Raw genomic sequence first — 22,677 nt, forward strand, 5'->3', positions numbered from 1 at the left:
GAAAGCGTTGCCGATCGCGTCGAGAGGCGCATGCGCGAGGCACCAATGGTCAGCGACCCTTGAAGCGCGGCGGCCGCTTTTCGACGAATGCGCGGTGGCCTTCGGCGCGATCCTCGGTCTTGAACACGTCGAGATTCGCCTGATGCTCGCACTGCAGGCCTTGTTGAAGGTTGGTCTCGAACGAATCGAGCACGGCGCGCTTGGCCAGTCGAACCGCGAGCGGCGCGCGGGCGGCGATCAGCGACGCGATCTCGACGGCGCGTGCGATGCTGCGTGCCGGCGCGACGACCTCGGTCACAAGTCCGTGGCGCTCGGCCTCGGCTGCCGTCAGCGGCTCGCCGGTAAGCACGAGTTTCATCGCCAGTGTCTTGCCGAGCACCCGCGGCAGGCGCTGGGTGGCGCCATCGCCCGGAAGGGCGCCGATGACGATCTCTCGCTGCGAGAAGGTCGCGTCGTCCGCCGCGACGACGATATCGGCCAGCATCACCAGCTCGTGGCCACCACCGATGGCGAAGCCGTTGACCGCGGCGATCAGCGGCTTCGGAAAGGTTTCAATCGCCTTCCAGCTCGCGAGGCGCACCGGGTCCGCATACGCTGCGACCCCGCGTGCCGCCATGTCGGCAATATCCGCACCGGCGCTGAAGAAACCCTCGCCGCCGGTGAGCACGACAGCCCTGACTTCGTCGCTGACTTCGGCTGCCGCGAGCACGCGCGCCAGTTCCACCAGCAGCGGCACACACAGCGCATTGCGCTTGTCGTGATGATTCAACGTGATCAACCAGACGAAGCGAAGTGGTTGTTCGAGCTTCAGGTACTTCAGGTCCTCGAATGCGGCCAGCGGGACCGGCGCCGCGCCGCTTCGCTCGACGTGAGTCGTGTTCATGATGAGCCTCCGTTCTCGTGTTATTTGATTGCCAGCAAGTTCGGCAGGAAGCGTGGGATATGCGGGAAGACGATGATCAGCAGCAGGTCGACCGCCAGCGCGAAGATGAACGGCAGAATCGCCCGAGTCGCTTTTTCGACGGACACGCCGCCTATGGACGCAGCCGTAAAGAGGCAAAAACCGATCGGCGGCAGGTTGATGCCGATGGCTGAGTTGACCAGTACGATGACGCCGAACACCACCGGGTCGATATGCATTTGCACGACGAGCGGCAGGAACACAGGGATCACCACCGCAATACTCGAGATCGTTTCGAGTACGGTATGGGCTACCAGAAGGAAGAGATTGATCAGGATCAGCAACACGAACGCGCTGGTCGTCACGGCCAGGAAGCTGTTGGCGACGTGTAACGGAATTTGCGCCTCAATCAGATAACGGCCGAGCACGAACGCGAGCCCGAGAAGAAACGATACCCGCGTGGTATTGATGGCCGTGCGCGTGAGTATTTCCCCGAACTGCGACAGCTTGAGCGACTTGAAGATGAAGGCGCTCACCAGCGTCACATAGAACGCGGCGACGACGCCTGCTTCTACCGGCGTGAAGACGCCGCCAAGGATGCCGCCCAGAATGATCACGGGCGTCAGCAATGCCCAGATCGCCTGTCTGAAAGTCGTCCACAGCCGCCTGGCGGAAAACGCTTCGACCGCCGTATAGTTCTGGCGCACGGCAGTCAGGTAGTTCACGAGCATGAAGGAAACGACCACCAGCAGCATCGGCACTATCCCCGCGACGAACATCGTTCCGACCGAAACGTTGGCGGTGTAGGCGTACACCAGCATGCTCATCGACACGGGCGACAGCAATCCGAGTGAGCCCGCTGCCGACTGCAGCGCGACTGCGAACGCGCGTGAATATCCCTGCTTGACCATCCCGGGGATCATGACCGAGCCGATCGCTGCGGTATCCGCAGTCGCCGAACCGGAGAGGTCGGCGAAGAACATACTCGCAACGATCGTCACCTGTCCGATGCCGCCGCGCATGAAGCCGACAAGCGCCTGCGAAAAGTCGATGATCCGGCGCGAGACGCCGCCCGCATCCATGATTGCGCCTGTCAACATGAAGAACGGGATGGCCAGCAGGCCGACGTTATTCAGGTTCGAAAACAGCTGCTGCGGAATCACCAGCAGCGGGGTTCCATTCAGCGTCAATGCAATCGTCGCCGCAATGCCGATGCAAATGGCCACCGGTACACCCAAGCCGAGGAACCCGGCGCCTAGAGCGAGTGCCCACATGTTGATTCACCTCAGATATGTTCGGAGACGCCCTGCAACAGAGACTGCCTCGTTTGCGCGCCGGGCGCGAGATGAGAAACCGCGATTCGGACCGCGGAATGAAAGACCAGCAACGCGCCGCAGACGGGAATCGAGAGATATGGGTACACCATTGAGATCGGCAGAGAGGTCGCAGTTTCGGTGCCCATCAGCTCCAGCATGTCGCCACCGTACATAAGGAAGACCACGCCGAGCGCGAGGACTACGCAGTCGGTAAGGTCCGCCAGTGTCTGCGCGAAGGCGGGCGGACAACGGTCGGCCAGTACCCGCACCTCCGGATGAACCCGCAGCTTGGCTCCTGCCGCCGCACCGAGGCACGTGAGCCACACGAACAGATAAGCCGCGAGCTCGTCGGACCACGACAGCGAGTTGTGCAGGATGAAGCGGAAGACCACCCCGAGGCCAGCGACGAACACCATCATGAGAAGTAGTCCACCGCATAGGAACAGCGTGATCTTCAGGACCAGCTCATCGATAAACAGGAGATGACGGGCAAGCTTTTCCATGGCACTCTCCCTTCATTTCGAAGCGACAGCGGACTTGTCGGCCGCCTTGATTTCCTGATAAAGCGCCTGGCCATCGGGAATGTCGCTGAGCAGGCCCTCGCGCGCCCTTGCGGTCGCGGCGGCCCACGGCACCGTGTTTATCTCGGTCACCTGGGTGCCATTCTTCTTCATCGTTGCGAGCGCGTCGTCGTACTCGTGCTTGTATTCTTTCATGTCATAGTCCGCGGCGACGGCGGCAGCGGCATGAAACGCCTGCTGCTCGTCAGGCGAAAGACGCGTCCAGGCGCTCTTGCTGATTGCCAGCACCACGGGCAGGTAGTTCACGTGGGTCAGGTAGTAATGCTTCGCGACATCGGAAAATTTGTCCTGGATGAACTGCTCCGGTGACGTATCGCCGCCGTCGACCAGGCCTTGCGAAAGCGCCAGAAATAACTGGTTATAAGGCAGCGGCGTCGGATTTGCGCCCAGTGCCTTATAGCCCGCGATATAGCCGCGACTCTGCATCACTCGAACTTTCATATCCTTCATGTCATCGAGCGAGCCGACGGGCTTTTTAGCCGTGAACAAATTGCGTTCGCCCACCGACAGCCACGTCAAGCCGATCATGTTGACCGCCGGCATCATGTCGAGAAACTTGCGGCCGACCGGTCCTTGCAGAACCCGGTTGGCGTCGTCGATGCTGCTGAAGAGATAAGGCGTATCGAAGATCTGCCACTGCTTGATCGTGTTTCCGATCGGCGCCTGTGCGGAAATCATGAGCTCCTGGGTACCGGTGCGCAGCGCTTGCGCCATCTGCACTTCGCCGCCGAGCTGTGACTGCGGAAAGATCTCGATCTTGACCTTGCCGTGGGTTCGCTGCGCGACCTCCTTCGCGAACACCTGGGCAGTCAGCTGATAGTGGTTGTCCGGGGCGAGGGTGTGGCCCAGCTTCATGACGATCGGCTCGTCCGCACGGGCAACGCTGGCGACAACGACGCCCGCTGCGAGCAGCGTACCCACCATCATGGTGCGCCATGCGCGGCGCGTGCTGAAGAATGATTTCATTTCGTCTCCTTCCGTACTGGAATGTAATTTTCGCGCCGCGTCAGGCCGATCCGTCTGCAGGCGCTCCAAGTATTCGTGAGTGCACGCAACGGGCGTTAGGACCGGTCGCCCGATTTCTTGTACTTTTTTACGGCGTCTTCGATAGCACGCGTTTGCCAGACTGCCTGGCGATTTATCCGGCGCATGCAGTCAAAAAAGTCCAAGCATTCGCCCAAACCGTCCTAACGGTCAGCAACCCGCACTCATTAAATTTGAGTCACACCCGCCGGCCCCAATCAACAAAGAACAGGCCGGCTCCGCAACCGACTCTCACTTCCAGAACCACCATGGCCAAACCCCCGCACATGGATTGTTACGCGGTCGGCGACACTGCCGATTTCGCCAAGACCGTAACTGAATTCGATATCTACGGCTTCGCCGGGATCGTCGGCGATTTCTATGCGGTGCATTTGAACGAGGAATTCGCCAAAACCACGCGCTTCGAGAAGCGCATTGCGCAAGGATGTCTGTCGGTCGGCTTCTTATCGACTGTGATGGGCTATATGGCGCAAAAGGCGCCGAGCCCCGGTGCGGTTTCTTACCGATACGACATCACGTTCAATGCGCCGGTATTTATCGGCGACACGGTCACCGCCCGGCTTACGCTGCGCGAGAAGGACGACGATCGCAACATTTGCGTGTTCAGAGCAGACGTCACGCGCCAGGACGGCACGCTGGTCGCATCTGGCGATACCTATCTGAAGGTGCTGTAACGCAGCCCCCGGCTTCAACCCATCTCCCGCTTTTTCACAGAGTCGAACATGCCGCATTGGTTAAACGAACAACACACCGCGATACGCGACGCCGTGCGCCGTTTCGCGGAAAACGAAATCGCTCCTGTCTCGGAAGAGCTTTGGGAAGCGGAAGCCTTTCCTTACGACATCTGGAAGCGTGCCGGCGAGCTCGGCTTCGCCGGCCTGCCTTATCCGGAGAGTTGGGGTGGCGGCGGTGGCGAATGGCTTTCCTATGTAATCGTGTTAGAGGAACTCGCACGGGTAGATTGCGCAATCGCCAACTCTCTAATGGCCAATTCGACGGTCGCAAGCCTGCTTTCCAACTATGGCACCGACGAGCAAAAGGATCGTTATTTGCGCCCTATCCTCGACGGCCGCAAAGTCGGCGCGATCGGATTATCGGAGCCCAACGCGGGTTCCGACGCGGCCAACATCGCGACGCGTGCGACGCTGGAAGGCGACCAATACATCATCGATGGATCGAAGACCTTCATTAGCAATTCCGGCACGGAAGTGACCGGGCCGGTCGTCATCGCCGCGGTAACGGGAACGCGCCCCGACGGCCGCAAGGAAATTTCTAACTTCATCGTGCCCAACGGCACCCCCGGTTTCAGCTACGGACGCAAACTGCGCAAGATCGGCTGGCGCGCATCGAGCACCTACGAGTTGTTCTTCGAGCGCTGCACGATCCCGGCCGCCAACCTGCTCGGCGAACGCGGTGCGGGCTTGCGACAGACGCTCGCCCAGATCAGCACGGGCCGAATCCTGATCGGCGCGCTCGCGCTAGGCATCCTGCAGGGTTCACTGGATCGGTCGATCGCGTACATGAAGGAGCGGCGCGCATTCGGCAAGCCGATCGCCGAGTTCCAGTCGCTGCAGTTCAAGATCGCTGACATGGCGGCCCACGCGCACGCCGCGCGACTGATGCTTTACGATGCCGCCGCGCTCAAAGATGCAGGCGTTCGCTTCGATCAGCAGGCGTCGATGGCCAAGCTCTTCGCCACCGAGCGCGCGATGGAGGCGGCTCATCAGGCGTTGCAGATACATGGCGGTTACGGCGTGATGAGCGAGTACCCAGTGTCGCGCGCATTCGGCGACGCCAAGGTGCTGGAGATCGTCGAGGGCACCTCGGAGATTCAGAGAATGATCATCTCGCGAAACCTGCTTGCCTGAACCCTCAGTCAAACAGATACGGACACGCGCTCGGGAGACAAGTCATGCTGGAAGGCATCAAGGTGTTAAGTTTTACTCACTTCTTGCAGGGCCCCGCCGCCGTGCAGATGTTGGCCGACGTCGGCGCGGACGTGATCAAGATCGAACCGCCGGGCGGCGCGTTCGAGCGCGGTTGGACCGGCTTCGATGCGTATGTCGAAGGTGTGAGCATGTTTTTTCTGCTCGGCAACCGCAATCAGCGCAGCATCTCGCTGGATCTGCGCGACGAGCGCGCGCGAGAGATCGTCGGGCGGCTGATCAAGGAAGCCGATGTCCTGATCGAAAACTACCGGCCAGGCGTCCTGCAGCGCATGGGCTTCGGTTACGACGATGTCCGCGAGATCAACCCGCGGCTCGTGTACTGTTCGTGCACCGGCTACGGGTCATCGGGACCGTATCTCAAGCGGCCAGGGCAGGACCTGCTGCTGCAGGCCATCAGTGGCATGACGATGCTCTCCGGCGAGGCCGATTCCCCGCCCACGCCAGTCGGATCCGCGATCGTCGACCAGCACGCGGCGGCGTTGGCGGCCTTCGGCGTGGTCGCGGCCTTGCAGGCGCGTGAACGCACCGGCAAAGGCACGCTGGTCGAAAGCAACCTGCTCAACGCGGCGCTCGATCTTCAGATCGAGCCGTTCACCTACTACCTGAACAAGGGACCACTCTGGCCGCGCACGAACCCGCCGACCGGCAGCCGGTTCCATCCGTCGCCCTATGGGGTTTACCGGACTCTCGACGGCTGGATCGCCGTTTCGCTCACGCCCACTGAGAAGCTGGCGGCGGCCTTGTCTCAGCCCGTGCTGGCCGGATTTTCGCACCCAAAGGACAACGTGCGCCGCCGCGACGAATTGAACCGCATCGTTTATGACGCGCTGACCGCGCGCACGACGGCCGACTGGATGACGACCTTCGACGAGCACGACATCTGGTACGCGCCCGTGAACGACTACCATCAGGTCGAGGCCGACCCGCAAGTGGCGCACAACCGCATCATCATGGAGGTCGAGCATCCGCAGGCCGGGCCGATTCGTTTGCTCGCGCATCCGGTTCGATACGACGGCGCAGCACCACCGCTCACCCGTCAGCCGCCGCGGCAAGGCGAACACACCCGCGAGGTGCTCGCCGAACTGGGCTACGAGCCGGACGAAATCGATACGCTGGTCGAAGCGGGCGCGGCGCTGACCGGGCGGAGAACTGCATGAACACTCATCTGAATCAGTGCCACGAGATGCTGCGCTTTGACGATATCCAGATTGGCCGCTGCCAGGTACTCGTGCGTACCATCGCGGAAAGTGACGTGAACGCTTTCGGCCATCTGTCGGGCGACCTCAACCCCTTACACATGGATCAGCACTTCGCGGCACGCACGCCATTCGGCCACCGCGTGGCGCACGGCCTGCTGACCGCGGCATTGGTGTCGACGACCCATACCGGGTTGACCGGTCCCGGCTTCGTCTACGTCGGGCAGGAGTTGCGCTTTCTCGGACCCGTTTTCATCGACGACACGATCAGGATCCATGTGACCGTAGTCGAGAAGAAACCCGCCAAGCGCATCCTCGTGATGGACACCATGGTTCGCAATCAGGACGGCAAGCCGGTGCTGACCGGACTGTCGGCGCTGAAGGAATTGCGTTTCCAATGATCTGACAATCGGCAGGCGAGGCCAAACCTTTGCGGGTTTTCGACAACAGCCGTCACGCCGATTTGCTATTTACAATTACACTACGTTCGATGCCGACCGGCGAAGGAGAAACAGCACGCTTGATTTAGCCAAGGAGTGAGCTGGATGCAGGAGACAGATTAAATGCGTAGAGGTTGTGGTTGTCAGTTGCCGGTCTTCAAGATCGCCAACTATGAGTATGGGTCGCGAATCAAGTCGATCGACTTTCATTTCGCACCCCTCGAAGATATGAAATCGACGTTGCCGTATCCTCATCGGCACGAGTTCTATCACATCGTCTGGGTCGTGTCGGGCAGCGGTCACCACATCATCGACTCGATTCGCTACGAGGTGCGGCCCAATACGCTGTTCTTCATGGCGCCGGGCCAGATCCACGACTTCGCGTTGTCCGAAGATACAGTCGGGCACGCGATCAGTTTCTCGTCCGAATTTTTCGCCTTCAAGGTGCAGAACCGCCATTCGCAGGCGGAAATTCCGGTCTACGATTTCGAGCGAATTCCGAACACGGTTTATATGAGCGACGCACAAGCTCAGGACCTTCATCATGTGCTGGATGGAATCGATGCGGAATATCAGGGTGAACAGGCAGGCTACGAGGACGTCATCTGGTCATATCTGCGCGTTCTGCTAATCAAGTCCGTGCGCCTGGGCGGCGACGCCGTGACCGACGTCAATTCGTCGCGTAGCGTGCTGTTGTCGCGACGCTTCAAAAGCCTGCTGGAAAAACATTTCACCACGGTCCACGACGTCGCTCGCTACGCATGCCTGCTGAACGTCACAGAACGCGCGCTGAACGATGCAACGCGCCAGGCGCTCGGCAGCACGGCGGCCAAGCTGATTCGTGAACGCGTGATGCTGGAAGCGAAGCGTCTGTTGCTGCATTCGGAGGTCAATGTGGCGGAGATCGCAACACAGCTTGCCTTCGACGACCCGGCCTACTTCAGCCGATGTTTCCGCAAGCACACGGGCCGCTCGCCAATCGACTTCCGCCGCGGCCTGGAGAAACTGAGCATTTGAAGCAGTGGGACGATAGGCGTCCGGCTGCGACGTAGGAAAGTCCAATATAAGCCGCGCTTCGTCCTAACCGCTGGAACCGCCGCGCTCCTAGAATTTGCGTGCCCCCGTCACTCGGGAAACGCGAAAGTCATCAGGAGACAAAGGCGTGAATGCTTCGTACCAAGACCAAGGACTGTCCTCTGACCGGTCCGCCCTCTTCACCGATATCCTCGATCGCATTGCGACCAAAGTTGCAGAGGACGAGCCGACGCTCGGCGTCGAATTCCCCCAGATCACAGCGCCCGACGGAAAGTGGGTCCGGCTTCCAGCGTCGCTGTCCGCAGGCTACAGCGGTTCAGCGTGGAGCCACGGCAATTGGTTTTGCGGGTTCTGGGTCGGACTTTTGCTGACGTCGTATTTGCACACCGGCAACGACAAATACCTCTCGTGGGCCCGCGAGCGCATGCGTCTCGTCGCGCAGCGCGCGCAGGACCCTAACACGCACGACATCGGCTTTATCTTCGACAGCAGCGCCGTCCCCGGCTACGAAATCACCCGCGACTCGTGGTACGCGCACATTGCGATGGAAGCCGCGGACAAACTGCGCGCGCGTCTTGTCACCACGCGCAGCGGCGCCTATCTCGCTTCCTGGGGCCCGCTTGACGATCCGCGCGGACGCAGCGCCTCGGCTATCGACACGATGGCTAATCTATCGTTGCTTTACTGGGCGGCGAACCATTCCGGGGACGGCAGTTATCGCCTCGCCGCCGAAGCGCACTCTGTCATGACCGCCAAGGCGTTTATCCGCCCCGACGATTCGACGTATCACGCGGTGGAGTACGACGTGACAACCGGTGCGCGCCAGCGCGGCTACACGTTTCAAGGCGCATTCGACGAATCGGCGTGGAGCCGGGGCCAGGCGTGGGCCGTCTATGGCTACGTGAACACGGCGCGTGAAACCGGCAAGCGCAACTGGCTAGACCTTGCCGGGCGGCTAGCGGCGTACTATCTGCGCCGGCTCGATGGACGTCCTGTGCCACCGTGGGATTTCGACGCCACTGGCGCGGACGCGGAAATCAAGGACACTGCCGCAGCAGCGGTGATGGCGTCAGCGCTGATCGAGATGGGCCGTCTGCATCCCGACCCTGCTGATGCGCTTCGCTGGCGCGAACACGGACTCGCGATGCTCGAAGCTCTATGTCGTGACGAGTTTGCCTACGAAGCTGCGCAGCGGGGACTTTTGAGGAATTCCTGCTATTCGAAGCCGCACAATGAAGGCGTCGATGGCGCGACGATGTTCGGCGATTTCTTCTTCGCGGAAGCACTGAGTCGCGTGATGCTGCCAGGCAGGCTTCGGCCGGCCGACCCGCGACGCGTATCGCTCGCTTGAAGCGTATCTCCCTCGCGGTTCCCAACTCTCGCTAGCCAGGCCGTCCATGATATCGAACGATCTTCCGCATTTTGTACCTACTGACCTATCCGATGCCCTGCTGGTGGGACGCATCTGGCGAAACGCGCCGATAGACGGGCCGTCGGTCGTCGTTGTTCGCGCCGGTCAGGCCTTCGACATCACGGCGTCGGCGCCGACGACCTCCGATCTGTTCGAGCACGTGGACCTCGTCGAGTTTGCGCATCACGTCGAGGGCGAGGCGCTCGGTCCCGTCGAGAACATCGGCCGCGCATTGCTGGCGCCGTGCGATCTTCAGGCCATCAAGGCATGCGGCGTGACCTTTGCCGTGAGCCTGCTCGAACGGGTCATTGAAGAACAGGCCAACGGCGACGCGACTCAAGCCGACATGGTCCGGGCGACGATCGCGCAACTGATCGGCACTGATCTCTCCAGGATTCGCCCCGGCACGGCAGCTGCCGACTGTCTGAAGCGGGAACTGGAACGGCGCGGCGCATGGTCGCAATATATGGAGGTCGGCATTGGGCCGGACGCAGAGGTGTTCACCAAGTCTCAACCGATGTCGGCGGTCGGCTACGGCGCGGACGTTGGGCTGCACCCGGCCTCCCGCTGGAACAATCCCGAGCCAGAAATTGTGCTGGCGGTAAACAGCCGCGGAACGATCGTCGGCGCAACCCTCGGCAACGACGTCAACCTCCGCGACATCGAGGGCCGCAGTGCGTTGCTGCTCGGCAAAGCGAAAGACAACAACGGCTCATGCGCGATCGGTCCTTTTATTCGGTTGTTCGATGAACGCTTCACCATGGACTCGGTGCGGGCGGCCAGCGTGTCGCTCAGGATAGAAGGCGCGGACGACGGATTTATTCTCGAAGGCGTGAGCCACATGCGCGAGATCAGCCGTGACCCAGAGGAACTTGTGGCCCAGACTGCCGGGCCGCATCACCAGTATCCAGACGGCTTCATGCTGTTCCTCGGCACGATGTTCTCTCCAATCGAAGACCGGCATGCTCCGGGCAGCGGCTTCACGCATCACCTCGGGGACAAGGTGACGATTGCAACACCGGAGCTCGGCGCACTTGTCAACACCGTGCAGTCGTCAACCGAAATCGCGCCCTGGCGATTCGGCGTACGCGCTCTTTACGAGACCCTTGCAAAACGGCGGGCGCTTACCCGCGCCATGGCGTAGGTACCATTCACGTGGACCGCCTCCGCTGATTCCAGCCTCGCCAAGCTACAAAGACTTTGTTCGCGAATCAGCGGAACGGGATACTAAATTTAGAAGCCCGGCGTCAGGACGACTTTCCCTGACGCCGTCCTGCCGTTCTGCAAATCGTCGAACGCCTGGCTTCCGGCGTCGAGCGGCCGCACGTCGAGCCAATCCAGCGAACCGAACGCGCCTTCGTGCAACGCCGAAACCGTCGCGCGAAGATCCGCCATCGTATAGGTGTACGTACCCAGCAGCGTGATTTCAGCGAGCGTCAGCTTGCGCATATCGATTTCGCTTGCCCAATCCTGGAGGCCGATGTGCATCACGACGCCGCCAGGCTTCACCGACGATAACGCGAGCGCGCGTGTCGGCTTTGCACCCACGGCATCGATCACGAACTCAAACCGGCTTTCAGGCGCCGGCGCGTCCAACGGATCCCATGTCTCGCACTGCGCATGCTGCTCCGCCGATCGTCGACGCAGTGGATTGACCTCCGCCATTTCCACCGACCGGCAGCCATACGATTTCAGTAGCAACGCCGACAGCAATCCAATCGCCCCGCCGCCAATGACCAGCGCGCGGGTTTCCGGCAACGGTCTTTGCAGCGCGCGCATCGACAGATTCAGCGCATGCAGCGCCGTAGCAGCCGGCTCGGTCACCGCGGCGTGCGTTGCGGGCATCTCCTGCGGAATTTCGACAACGCATCCCGCAGGCAACGACATATATTGTGCAAATGCACCCGGACGCGTCATGCCGACCATCGTCCGGTTCGCGCACAGATTGTCGCGCCCCTGCACACAATATTCACAGTGCCCGCAGGTGATCAACGGATTGCCCGTGACGCGCAAGCCTTTCATCAGATGCGGTGCGCGCGTCTCCACGATCGTGCCGGCGAACTCATGACCGAGAATGAGGCCGGGTTTGCGTCGCGGATCGTGGCCGTGGAATGCATGCATATCGGAGCCGCAAATACCGACCGCATCGATCCTGAGTATCACCTCGCCGTCGGCTGCCAGCGGTTCGGGCCGATCCAGCAACTGGACCTCATTGGGCTGCGTGTAGACAAGTGCTTTCACAAGCGTTCTCCGTCGTGCAATTGCGTTACCGCCTACCGCGCGGTGTACCCGCCGTCGACCATGATGGTCTGGCCCGTGACGTACGCGGACGCGTCACTCGCAAGAAACACCGTGACGCCATACAGATCGTCGAGTTGTCCATTGCGTCCGATGCACGTGTTCTGCGCGTGCATGTCCGCGACGCGCGCGTCGTTGAAAACGGGAGCCGTCAGCGCAGTGGGGAAAAAGCCCGGCCCAATCGCGTTGCACGTGATGCCGTAGCGTGACCACGCCTGCGCGATAGCACGCGTCAATTGCACGACACCGCCCTTCGCCGCGCCGTATGGCGCGCTATCGTTGAATGCACGGTATGACTGCAGCGACGCGATGTTGATGATGCGACCATGTCCGCGCGCCTTCATCGAGGGTGCGAGCGCCTGCGTCATGAAGAACGGCGCGCCAAGATGCAGTGCGAGCTGCTGTTGCCACGCTTGCGGCGTCACTTCATCGAATGGTTGACGCAGATTGACGCCCGCCGCGTTGACGAGAATGTCAATCTGGCCGTGCTGTGCCGATGCATCGAGCGCGCAGGCGCGCGCCGCATGCGCGTCGCTCAGATCGCATGCGTGCATGTGCGCATCAATACCGTCATCCCGCAGCCGCATTGCCGCTTCGTCGAGCGCATCACTTCGCCGCGCCACCAGCACGACGCGTGCACCCGCCCCGCCCAACGCGCGCGCCATCGCTTCGCCGATGCCCGAGTTGCCGCCGGTCACGAGCGCGGTTCTGCCATTCAGGTCGAATAGTCGAGCGATATTCAACGGTGTCCTCCTTCGTCGTACCGATTGCACATGCCGATGGCGTTCATACCTGTACCGGTTCGCCACGCACGAATGCTTCGTCGGGAAAGTACTTCTGCAAGCGGTCGTCAGCGGTACGGGCGTGGGCTTCCATGCCTTCGAGCCGCGAGATACGCGCCGTTACTTCGCCAATGCGCTTCGCCGCATCGCGCGTCATGCGCTGCCACGTCAGCGTCTTCACGAACTTGTGCACCGAGAGCCCCCCTGAATAGCGCGCTGCGCCCTTGGTGGGCAGAACGTGATTCGGACCGCTCGCCTTGTCGCCGAATGCGACCGTCGTTTCTTCGCCGAGAAAGAGCGAGCCGTAGCACGTCAGATGTTCGAGCCACCAGTCCAGATCGGCAGCCTGCACTTCGAGGTGTTCCGATGCATAGCGGTCAGACACGTCCACCACTTCCTCTCGCGTGTCGCACAGGATCACTTCGCCATAGTCGCGCCACGCGGCGCCTGCGGCATCGTGTGCGGTCGGCGGCAACGCATCGATGAGTTGCGGAACCCGCTCAATGACCTCGTCGGCGAGCGCCTTCGACGTCGTGAACAACCATGCCGGCGACTCGTGGCCATGCTCGGCCTGGCCGACCAGATCGCTCGCGACCATCGCCGGGTCGGCACTGGCGTCGGCGATCACCGCAACTTCCGACGGCCCCGCGAAGACGTCGATCCCAACCTTGCCAAAGAGCGCGCGCTTCGCCTCCGCGACGAACTTGTTGCCCGGCCCCACCACAACGTCCGCCTGCTTGCCGGTAAAAAGCCCATACGCCATCGACGCAATCGCCTGCACGCCTCCCAGCGTCATCACGACATCGGCGCCTGCCGCCTTGAACGCATACAGCACATACGGATGGATGCCGCCTCCGCGAAACGGGCTCGAACAGGCAATCACCGTCTTCACGCCCGCTGCCTTGGCAGTCGCAACGCCCATGTATGCCGACGCGATATGCGCGTACCTGCCAGCAGGCGCATAACAGCCGACCACGTTGACGGGCACCACTTTTTGCCCTGCCGTCACGCCTGGATACAGTTCGACCGAGAAATCCCCAATCGAGCGCCGCTGTGCGAGCGCGAAGTCGAATACCTGTTGCGCGGCGAAATCGATATCGGCCTTCACGTGCGCGGGCACTTCGAGCGCACGCCGTTCGATCTCATCGGCGCAGACGATGATCGGACCGTCCCAGTTATCGAGTTTCTTCGCATACGCACGCGCGGCGTCTTCGCCATGCGCCTGAATCTGCGCAAGCATTTCACCAACGACCTGTTGCGCCGTCGCGGTCTCGGTTTCCGGCGTCTTGGCTGCTTTCTTCAGGTAAGTCACGCTCATCGCCTTCTCCTTCATCGATGTTAAAAATAATGCAAGCGCTTGCAGCGAGGGGCTTTTAAAAGGCCACACCGTGGCCTTTTTGCGCGATCGCGACCGCGCGTCATTTGCTGCCGTCCATTGCGAACGCCGCGAGTTTAGGGTCGTCCAACACACGCTTCATCGCGCTGTCGTCGATATAGTCTTTTGCTTCGGGGACGGACGCGAGCGCGCCCGATGCATGCATGAACTGCGCGATCTTCGTGAACGAATCGTCGGCCTGCGATGCGCCTTTCGTGCGGTCCATCGCGGCGAGTTGCTGCTTCAGGTCGAAGGTCGGGCGCGTAGCGAATTCCTTGCGCATCGAATCGTCGCTGATGTTGACGCCGCCCTCCTGGTAAAACTTCTTCATCATCGCGACGGCCTGGTCAGGGTGCGCCTTCATCCACGCCCATGCATGCAGATAGACGGCGAGAAACTTTGCCACCTCATCGGGATGCTGCTTCTCGAATTCGCCACGCGTGACGAGCGCGCCGGGCACCGATGCGCCGCCGTCCTTACCGGAGCACAACACGCGCGCGCCCGCCTTCTCTTCGAGCGTGTAGTCATACGGCGCCCACACGCCCGCGTAATCAGCATTGCCCGACGACACAGCGGAAATGATCTCGGCCTGGCCCATGTTCTTGAGCGTCACGTCAGCCTTCGTCAGCCCATACTTTTTCAGGCATGCCTGTACCGCGTAATCACCCGTCGAGTTGGACGTCAACACGATGGTTTGGCCTTTCAGCGACGCCGGATTGCGGCGCACCGCGTCATAACGCGCCTTGCTCGCCATCAGAACGTTGCCCTGCGATTCGTCGTTTGTCAGGCCGATCACCTGAATGCCGAAGCGCTTGTAGCCGAGCACGGCCGGCACGGAACCCGTGCCGCCCACGTCCCAGGATTTCGACGCCGCCGCCGCAATCTGCGGCACGCCGGCGGGAAACACCGAAAACTCGGGCTTCAATCCGACCTCTGCCCACCACCCTTTTTCGGTTGCGACATAGAACGGCAACGCCCAATACAGCGCGGGCTGATAGCTGACCCTGATCGGAGTGAGATCGGCGGACCACACCGTGCCCGGCAACGCCGCACTGCCCGCGCAGAGCAACGCAATGAAAGGGATCGCACGCAGACGTTTCATGTTGGTCTCCTGTTTTATGGGGTATTGCACTCAGCCGTTGGAACCGGTGGCAGTTTTATGCAGCTTCATGCAGCGACACGTTCGACAGCGCCGTGTTCGTCGCGCAACGACTTCCAGATATGCGTGCGCAACCGGACGAACGATTCGAGATCCATCACGTCTTCGATCCGCTTGCACGCGTCCCAGCCATGCTGCTCGCGCACGGACTTCACATCGATCACTTCTTTCACGCGCCCCGGCCGGCCCGTCATCACGACGACGCGATCCGCGAGATACACCGACTCTTCGACCGCGTGCGTGATGAACAGCACCGTGCGCGGATTCACGCGCGTGAGCCGCACCAGTTCTTCCTGCATGACGACCCGGGTTTGGGCATCGAGCGCGCCGAACGGCTCGTCCATCAGCAGCACGCCGGGGTCGAGCGCATACGCGCGCGCGATCGCGACGCGCTGCTGCATGCCGCCCGATAGTTGATGCGGATACGCCTGCTCGTAGCCGCGCAGATTCATCAGCGACAGATAGCGCTCGATCGTTTCGCGTCTTGCGTCGGCGGCCATGCCCTTCGCGCGCAAGCCGAGATCGATGTTGTCCCACACTGTCTTCCATGGGAACAGCGCGAACTGCTGAAAGACGACCGCGCGATCGGGTCCTGGCCGTGTCACCTTGCGGCCCGCCACCGTCACGCTGCCCGAAGTCGGAAACTCGAGACCCGCGACCATCCGCAGACACGTCGTCTTGCCACAGCCCGACGGCCCGACGATCGCAACGAATTCCTTGTCGGCGATTTCCAGTTCGACGTGTTCCAGCGCGACGACGCTCGCCTTGTCGCGCCTGAACATGCGGGACACATCATTGAAACGAATCATGCTCATCGTGCGCTCCGTCACGTTTGAGAGAGTGAAGCCACGGTGCTAGTGCCGCGCCACGCGCCGGTTGCGCATCGCGTACGCTTCGATGCGTCCAAGCAGCAGGTCGATTGCCGCGCCCACCATACCGATTGCGATCATCGCGCTCATCACCGTCGCCGTGTCGATTGCCGCTTGTCCCTTGACCATCATGTAGCCAATGCCGCTCGACGCGACGATCAGTTCGGCGCCGACCAGCGACATCCAGCCCAGTCCCGCCGCGACGCGCACACCTGCGATCACCGACGGCAACGCGCCTGGCAGCAGCACTTCGCAGACGATCATCCGGTTCGACGCGCCGAGCATGCGCGCCGCTTCGAGCAGCCTGGCGTCGACCTGCTGCGCACCGCGATAAGCATTGACGACGCACGGCGGAAACGCACCCGCAAAAATGATCAGCACCGGGCCACCGATGCCCGTGCCGAACCACAACGCGGCAAACGGCACCCATGCAATCGGCGCGATGAAACGCACGGTTTCGAACAGCGGCGTCACGCAGTAGTCGAGCCAGCGGAACCAGCCCATCATCAGACCGAGCGGCACGCCCAGCGCGACGGCCAGCAAAAAGCCCATCAGATAGCGCTGCAAGCTCGACCACAGATGCACTTCGAGCGTGTAACCGACAAACGGATGCGTGAGCAGATCGGCAAACTTGTGAACGACTGCAAGCGGCGTCGGTAGAAAGATCGCGGGGACGAGTTCTGCTGCCGATGCCAGCCACCAGATGCCGAAGAATGCGATCAGCCCCGCGGCATTCAGCGTCCAGAGCGGCACGTTGCGTCGAGCCACAGCACGCCCAGGCTCGCTGACCATCTTGCGCTGGCGCAACGTGCGTGCCGCACTGCCGGACTCGCGATCGACGCCGACGGACTCGATGTCAGGATGCGCGACACCGCGCAGATGACCCGGTTTCATCTGTTCGCTCTCCAAGGCATGAGTTGCCGTTCGATTTGCCCAAGCGCGAGCGTCATCAACCATCCACACAGCGCGACCGTCAGCATCGCAACGACGATCATCGCCGGATAGATGTCGAGCGAGCCTTGCGTCAGCAGATGCCCGAGACCTTTGACCGAACCGATCAGTTCGCCCGCCACGAGCGTCGTCCATGAAGCCTGCAATGAGAGGCGCAAGCCTGTGAAAATCATCGGCAGCGCGCCGGGAATCATCACTTCCAGCACGAAGCGCGAACGCCGCAAACCCAGCATCTCGGCGGCTTCGAGCATCGGCACGTCGAGATTGCGCACGCCCGCGAAACTGTTGATCACGCATGGCACGAACGCCGCGAACCAGATCACCATCACCTTTGCGGAGTCGCCGAGTCCAAGCCAGACGATCGCGAGCGGAATCCACGCGAGCGGCGGAATGGGTCGCAACAGCAGAAAGATCGGGTTGAAGAACGCTTGCGCGCGCGCCGAGTAGCCCATCCATAGGCCGAGCGGCACACCCGTCACCGCCGCCGTCGCGAAGCCGTATAGAACGAGCTTCACGCTCTGCACGATGTGCTGATCGAGACGGCCGTCGGCATAACCGACCGTCACCACCTGGGCAAGCGCCTGCCAGGTATCGAACGGAGTGGGGAATCTCGACGCTGCGACGATGCCTGTGAGAGCCGTCAGCACGTACCACGCGGCGAGCGTTGCTGCGAGCGTACCGATGCTGCACAGGAAGCGCGGTGAACGGAATGCGGGGAACACATTGTCTCCTGCCTGTTCAGCGGCGTGAAATGCAACGCGCCGCGCAATGAAATGTAACCGCTTGCATTTGAATATAGACGCTATGATCACGGGTCACATCGGGATTTATACCGATTCGAATGATGTTGTACTGTCGTTCGCTTGCAATCGGGCACTACAATCAATGGAGCCTATCCAAACCGGTCTGATCTGCCGCAATGAATACCTTGCCACGCGCCCGTATCAGCGATGTCGCCACACTCGCCGGCGTCTCGACGGCAACTGTGTCGCGCGCTCTCTCCAACCCCGACATGGTGAAAGCGGACACGCGCGCGCGCATCCGTGATGCGATCGCCACGCTGGGATATGTGCCCGACGGCGCGGCGCGCGCGCTTGCGCTGGGCCGTGCGCGAATGGTCGGCGCAATCGTGCCGACGCTCGACAACGCGATCTTCGCGCGTGCGGTGCAAGGCTTGCAAACCACACTGTCGAATTCCGGCTATCAGTTGCTGATCTCCGCGCACGAGTACAACCTGTCCGCGGAAATCGAAGTCGTGCGCGCGCTGCTGGAACGTGCTGTCGACGCAATCGTTCTGGTCGGCACCGACCATGCGCCGCAAACCTATGAACTGATTCGCGCGAGCCACGTCGCGCTGCTGCTGACCTGGTCGCACGCCGAGCGGCCCGGCGCAGCCGGCAGCGGCGACGCAGATACACCGCCGTCGATTGGCTTCGACAACCAGTTGATCGGGCAACTGGCCGCTGAACATCTGCTCGAACTCGGTCATCGCCGCTTCGGCGTGATCTCGGGCTTCACGCGCCATAACGACCGCGCGCGTCAGCGGATCGAAGGCTTCCGGCGAACCCTTGCACAGCACGAGATCCGTCTGCCTGATGCGAACATCATCGAACAGCCGTTCGGCTTCGAAGGCGGTCGCGCCGGGCTCAAGCTACTGACGCAATTGCGCCCTGCTCCAAGCGCCATTTTCTGCGGCAATGACGTGCTCGCGCTGGGTTGCCTGTTCGAAGCGCAATCGGCCGGTATCGCCGTGCCGCAGCAGTTATCGATTGTCGGTTGCGACAATCTGCCCATCGTCTCGCAGATCACACCAGGTCTCACTACCGTGCTGTTGCCCACTTACGAACTCGGCGAACGCGTCGCCCGCGCACTGCTGCGCTGGCTCTCGGACGGCGTGCCGCCGCAGCGCGAGTGTCTGCCGATCGAACTGATCGTGCGTGGCACGAGCGGCCCGGCGCCCGCGTGAAGTGCGCCGGGTTCCTTTCGGCGCATTCGCGCATCACGCGATCAAGGTCTGCAACTGTGTGAGCAACGCATCGGGAATCTCGATTCCATCGCGGCTTGCCGCGTCGGCCAACGCATGCCGCCGTTGCCCTGGCAAACGGACATCCGCATCCTGCAACATCGCCGCGACAAGCGCCTCGACCCGTTCTACGTATATCTCATTGCCCGCCAGCGCGCCCGGATCGATGGCCCAGAACAGATGGCCGATCCGCGAGCGTGCCCCCTCCTCGGTCAGGAACGAGCCCGCTTCATAGCCGAAGTTCGCGCCCGCCAGCGCCGCCGCCAGCAGTTCGACCATCAGCGCGAGCATCGCGCCTTTCGCGCCGCCGAACGGCAGCATCATGCCGTCGAGCGCCGCCTTGGCGTCGGTGGTCGGGGTACCGTCGCGGGCGGTCGCCCAGCCGGACGGTATGGGCTTGCCTTCGCGCGCCGCAACCATGATCTTGCCGCGCGCCACTTGCGACAGCGACAGGTCGACCATCAATGCGTCGCCATTGCGGCGCGGAAACACGGCGGCAATGGGATTGGTGCCGAATAGCGCATGACGCCCGCCCCACGCGGGCATCGCCGCCGGGGAATTGCTGAACGCAAGGCCCACCATGCCCGCCGCGCCGATCGCCTCCAGGTGATATGCGCCGACGCCGAAATGATGGCTGCGGGTCACGCTCGCCACTGCGCTGCCGTGTTCGCGCGCACGGCCGATCAAGGTCTCGACAGCAAGCGCGCAGGCGGGAAACGCCATGCCATCGGCGGCATCGACGAGCACGGCGGCGTTGCGCGTCGCAACAATGGAGGGCTTCGCCTGCGGATCGACGCGCCCGTTGCGCAACTGCGCGACGTACATCGGCAAACGCGAAACACCGTGCGACGACAACCCGCACGAGTCCGCATACACCAACGCGCGGGCCGTGGCCGTCGCGGTCTCCGGCGTTGCGCCCGCGTTGCGGACGGCGCGCGTCGCGAGTTCGAGAAGTTCGTCGGCTGAGACTCGCGTCATCGTGAAATTCCTTCGGTCACGTGTGAATCACGCTGCGCAAGCAGGGCCTCCGTCACGCGCGCCGCAACGAGCGTGCTGACACGTTCGTTCGACTGCATGGTCAGCCCCGCAATGTGCGGCGTGAGAATGAGGTTTGGTGCGTCGGCCAGCGGGGAACGGGCGGCGAGCGGCTCATCGTTGAAAACGTCGAGCGCCGCGCCGCCGATGCGGCCTTCGCGCAACGCCAAGGCAAGCGCCGCTTCATCGACGATCCCGCCGCGCGACGTGTTGACGATGATCGCGTGGCGCTTCAGCGCCGCGAGTTGCGATGCGCCGAGCAGATTGCGCGTGCTGTCGACGAGCGGCACGTGCAGCGTGATCACATCGGCGGCACGCAACGCTTCGTCGATGCTCACGCGGCGTGCGCCGGTCGCGGCCCAGCACGCCGCGTCGGCCGGCTGCAGCGGATCGTAGGCGAGCACCTGCATGCCCAGCGCGCGCGCGAGCTGCGCAACGAGTTGCCCGATGCCGCCGAAACCGATGACGGCAAGCGTGCTACCCGCCGCTTCGCGGCCATTCGAAAGCGCCGCGCGCGGCCATTTGCCCGCCGCGACCTCCATGCTCGAACGGTATGCACCGCGCAGCAGCATCAGTGCCGTGGCGAGCACGTACTCGGCCACCGCGCGTGCATTCGCACCCGTCGCCGGGAACACCGATACGTTGCGTTGCGCGCATGCGTCCAGATCGATGTTGTCGAGCCCGACGCCCAGACGCCCCACTACGCTCAGACGCGGCGCGGCATCGAGCACCGCGGCCCTTACCTGCGTGCGATTGCGCACGATCAGCGCGTCGGCATCGGCCAGCAACGCGTTCAACGCAACGGGTTGATCGACGAGCGACGCATCGGCATGCACGTCGAAGTGCTCGCTGAGCGCTGCGACTGCGCAAGCGTCGATGAATTCGCTGATGACGATCTTCTTGCGCTTCGCGCGCGGATTGGTATTCAGGTTCGTGCTCAATTCGAGCGCTCCTGTGCATACGCGGGCGGCGCCATGTCGTTGACATCGCTTGCGTTCGCTTGCGGCTCGCCGCGTTGAACTTCCGGCGGCGCGGCCAGCAGTTTGCGCGCGGCCTGCACATCGAATGCGCCTTCCCAGCGGGCGACGACAATCGTCGCCACCGCATTGCCGATCATGTTCACGATCGCGCGAATCTCGTTGAGCACGCGATCGATACCGAGTATCAGCGTAATGCCCGCAACCGGAATGATGTTGTGCGTCGACAGTGTCGCCGTCAGTGCGACCAGCGCCGCACCCGCCACGCCCGCGCCGCCCTTTGACGTCACCATCAATATCGCCAGCAGCCCGATCTGTTGCAGTAGCGTGAGATGGGTATTGGTGGCCTGCGCGATGAAGAGCGAGGTCATCGTCAGATAGATCGCGGCGCCGTCGAGGTTGAACGAATAGCCCGTCGGCAGCACGAGCCCGACTACCGGCTTCGGACACCCAAGCCGTTCGAGCTTTTCCATCAAACGAGGCAACACCGATTCCGTTGTAGACGTGCCCAATACGATCAGCAGTTCCTCACGCAGATACTTGAGCAGCGGCCACAACCCCACGCCCGCCCAGCGGCAGATCGTGCCCAGCACCAGGGCGATGAAGAGAAAGCTCGTCAGATAGAAGCACACGATCAACAGACCGAGTTGCTGCAACGTCGAAATGCCATATTTTCCGACTGTGAACGCCATCGCGCCGAACGCGCCAAGGGGAGCCAGGCGCATGATCATTTCGACGATCCGCATCAGCGCTTCGCCGCTCTGTTCGATCACGCGCGACAGGAAGCGGCTGCGCCGCGACATGATCGATAGCGCGATGCCGAACAACACCGAGAACAGCAACACCTGCAACAGATCGCCCCGCGCGAACGCGCCCACGACCGAATTCGGCACGATCTCTTCGAGGAAGCTGGTGTTCGACTGCGCGTGAACTTCCGTCACGTAATGGCTGACTGCATGCGTATCGAGCGTCTTCGGATCGATGTTCAGCCCGGAGCCGGGGTGCAGCAGATTGGCGACGGCAAGGCCGATGACGAGCGCCACCGTCGTCACCGCTTCGAAGTACACGATGGTTTTGAGGCCGACGCGCCCGACCTGCTTGAGATTCTCCATCCGCGCGATGCCGACGGAGACGGTACAGAAGATCACCAGCGTGATCAGCATCTTGATGAGCCGGATAAAGGTATCACCGAACGGCTTCATCTGGACGCCGAGATCCGGCCAGAAATAACCGACGAGAATGCCTGCCGCAAGTCCGATCAGAACCTGCACGTAAAGATGTTTTAGCACGCGCAAGATGGTGTCTCCTCCACTCGCTGCTGCTGGAAAATGGAAC

Annotated in this window: 22 protein-coding genes; 8 read left to right on the top strand and 14 right to left on the bottom strand. The window is 62.1% G+C overall.

Going from position 1 to position 22,677, the window contains the following annotated elements:
• Positions 1-49: 49 nt before the first annotated feature.
• The 4 genes from OKW27_RS38500 to OKW27_RS38515 are packed head-to-tail and all read right to left on the bottom strand — an operon-like array spanning position 50 to position 3,833.
• On the bottom strand, positions 50-883 hold the full coding sequence (locus OKW27_RS38500) for an enoyl-CoA hydratase-related protein (protein WP_090804960.1): 834 nt from the start codon (positions 881-883) through the stop codon (positions 50-52).
• A gap of 20 nt (positions 884-903) precedes the next feature.
• Entirely contained in the window at positions 904-2,175 is a 1,272-nt protein-coding gene (locus OKW27_RS38505; protein ID WP_090804962.1) for a TRAP transporter large permease, read from the bottom strand.
• Positions 2,176-2,186: 11 nt separating this feature from the next.
• Positions 2,187-2,720, bottom strand: coding sequence for a TRAP transporter small permease (locus tag OKW27_RS38510; protein WP_429336537.1), 534 nt, complete (start codon positions 2,718-2,720; stop codon positions 2,187-2,189).
• A 12-nt stretch (positions 2,721-2,732) separates the two neighbouring features.
• On the bottom strand, positions 2,733-3,833 hold the full coding sequence (locus OKW27_RS38515; protein WP_429336538.1) for a TRAP transporter substrate-binding protein: 1,101 nt from the start codon (positions 3,831-3,833) through the stop codon (positions 2,733-2,735).
• A gap of 257 nt (positions 3,834-4,090) precedes the next feature.
• Between OKW27_RS38515 and OKW27_RS38520 the strand changes: the two genes are divergently transcribed.
• The 7 genes from OKW27_RS38520 to OKW27_RS38550 all read left to right on the top strand — a co-directional run bounded on the left by OKW27_RS38520 (position 4,091) and on the right by OKW27_RS38550 (position 11,017).
• Entirely contained in the window at positions 4,091-4,516 is a 426-nt protein-coding gene (locus OKW27_RS38520; protein ID WP_429336539.1) for a MaoC family dehydratase, read from the top strand.
• Between the two features lie 48 nt (positions 4,517-4,564).
• A complete protein-coding gene (locus OKW27_RS38525) occupies positions 4,565-5,710 on the top strand; it encodes an acyl-CoA dehydrogenase family protein (RefSeq protein WP_429336540.1) in 1,146 nt (381 codons plus the stop codon).
• 44 nt (positions 5,711-5,754) lie between these two features.
• Positions 5,755-6,948 (top strand): CaiB/BaiF CoA transferase family protein, encoded by a 1,194-nt coding sequence (locus tag OKW27_RS38530; RefSeq protein ID WP_429336541.1) that lies wholly within the window; start codon positions 5,755-5,757, stop codon positions 6,946-6,948.
• Positions 6,945-7,388 (top strand): MaoC family dehydratase, encoded by a 444-nt coding sequence (locus OKW27_RS38535; RefSeq protein ID WP_018424295.1) that lies wholly within the window; start codon positions 6,945-6,947, stop codon positions 7,386-7,388. Before OKW27_RS38530 ends, OKW27_RS38535 begins: the two co-directional genes overlap by 4 nt.
• Before the next feature lie 162 nt (positions 7,389-7,550).
• Complete coding sequence (locus OKW27_RS38540) at positions 7,551-8,444, top strand: helix-turn-helix domain-containing protein (RefSeq protein ID WP_429336542.1); 894 nt, start codon at positions 7,551-7,553, stop codon at positions 8,442-8,444.
• 145 nt (positions 8,445-8,589) lie between these two features.
• Complete coding sequence (locus OKW27_RS38545; protein ID WP_429336543.1) at positions 8,590-9,813, top strand: glycoside hydrolase family 88 protein; 1,224 nt, start codon at positions 8,590-8,592, stop codon at positions 9,811-9,813.
• A 46-nt stretch (positions 9,814-9,859) separates the two neighbouring features.
• Positions 9,860-11,017: a fumarylacetoacetate hydrolase family protein gene (locus OKW27_RS38550; protein ID WP_429336544.1), complete on the top strand. Its 1,158-nt coding sequence runs from the start codon at positions 9,860-9,862 to the stop codon at positions 11,015-11,017.
• Positions 11,018-11,106: 89 nt separating this feature from the next.
• On the opposite strand, the gene OKW27_RS38555 is transcribed toward OKW27_RS38550, so the two are convergent.
• The 7 genes from OKW27_RS38555 to OKW27_RS38585 all read right to left on the bottom strand — a co-directional run bounded on the left by OKW27_RS38555 (position 11,107) and on the right by OKW27_RS38585 (position 18,029).
• Positions 11,107-12,114: a galactitol-1-phosphate 5-dehydrogenase gene (locus OKW27_RS38555; RefSeq protein WP_184066475.1), complete on the bottom strand. Its 1,008-nt coding sequence runs from the start codon at positions 12,112-12,114 to the stop codon at positions 11,107-11,109.
• Between the two features lie 32 nt (positions 12,115-12,146).
• Positions 12,147-12,914: an SDR family NAD(P)-dependent oxidoreductase gene (locus tag OKW27_RS38560; RefSeq protein ID WP_429336545.1), complete on the bottom strand. Its 768-nt coding sequence runs from the start codon at positions 12,912-12,914 to the stop codon at positions 12,147-12,149.
• A 43-nt stretch (positions 12,915-12,957) separates the two neighbouring features.
• Complete coding sequence (gene hisD / locus OKW27_RS38565) at positions 12,958-14,271, bottom strand: histidinol dehydrogenase (protein ID WP_184043548.1); 1,314 nt, start codon at positions 14,269-14,271, stop codon at positions 12,958-12,960.
• Positions 14,272-14,371: 100 nt separating this feature from the next.
• On the bottom strand, positions 14,372-15,430 hold the full coding sequence (locus OKW27_RS38570; RefSeq protein ID WP_429336546.1) for an ABC transporter substrate-binding protein: 1,059 nt from the start codon (positions 15,428-15,430) through the stop codon (positions 14,372-14,374).
• A 65-nt stretch (positions 15,431-15,495) separates the two neighbouring features.
• Positions 15,496-16,302, bottom strand: a complete 807-nt coding sequence (locus OKW27_RS38575) for an ABC transporter ATP-binding protein (RefSeq protein ID WP_018422900.1) — start codon at positions 16,300-16,302, stop codon at positions 15,496-15,498.
• Positions 16,303-16,341: 39 nt separating this feature from the next.
• Positions 16,342-17,250: an ABC transporter permease gene (locus OKW27_RS38580; RefSeq protein WP_429336547.1), complete on the bottom strand. Its 909-nt coding sequence runs from the start codon at positions 17,248-17,250 to the stop codon at positions 16,342-16,344.
• Entirely contained in the window at positions 17,247-18,029 is a 783-nt protein-coding gene (locus tag OKW27_RS38585; RefSeq protein ID WP_429336548.1) for an ABC transporter permease, read from the bottom strand. Before OKW27_RS38585 ends, OKW27_RS38580 begins: the two co-directional genes overlap by 4 nt.
• 197 nt (positions 18,030-18,226) lie before the next feature.
• On the opposite strand from OKW27_RS38585, the gene OKW27_RS38590 reads away from it, so the two are divergent.
• A complete protein-coding gene (locus OKW27_RS38590; protein ID WP_090804987.1) occupies positions 18,227-19,273 on the top strand; it encodes a LacI family DNA-binding transcriptional regulator in 1,047 nt (348 codons plus the stop codon).
• A gap of 33 nt (positions 19,274-19,306) precedes the next feature.
• On the opposite strand, the gene OKW27_RS38595 is transcribed toward OKW27_RS38590, so the two are convergent.
• Genes OKW27_RS38595 through dctA form a run of 3 tightly spaced genes read right to left on the bottom strand, consistent with a single transcriptional unit; the run spans position 19,307 to position 22,637 of the window.
• On the bottom strand, positions 19,307-20,308 hold the full coding sequence (locus tag OKW27_RS38595; protein ID WP_429336549.1) for an Ldh family oxidoreductase: 1,002 nt from the start codon (positions 20,306-20,308) through the stop codon (positions 19,307-19,309).
• Positions 20,305-21,306: a hydroxyacid dehydrogenase gene (locus OKW27_RS38600; RefSeq protein WP_429336550.1), complete on the bottom strand. Its 1,002-nt coding sequence runs from the start codon at positions 21,304-21,306 to the stop codon at positions 20,305-20,307. Before OKW27_RS38600 ends, OKW27_RS38595 begins: the two co-directional genes overlap by 4 nt.
• Positions 21,303-22,637 carry a C4-dicarboxylate transporter DctA gene (dctA, locus tag OKW27_RS38605; RefSeq protein ID WP_429336551.1) on the bottom strand — a complete coding sequence of 445 codons (1,335 nt, stop codon included), beginning with the start codon at positions 22,635-22,637 and terminating at the stop codon, positions 21,303-21,305. The genes OKW27_RS38600 and dctA overlap by 4 nt, the downstream gene beginning before the upstream one ends.
• Positions 22,638-22,677 lie beyond the last annotated feature (40 nt).

The sequence above is a fragment of the Paraburkholderia sp. 35.1 genome (assembly GCF_050436525.1).
In the GTDB taxonomy this organism is placed as follows: Bacteria; Pseudomonadota; Gammaproteobacteria; order Burkholderiales; family Burkholderiaceae; genus Paraburkholderia; species Paraburkholderia tuberum.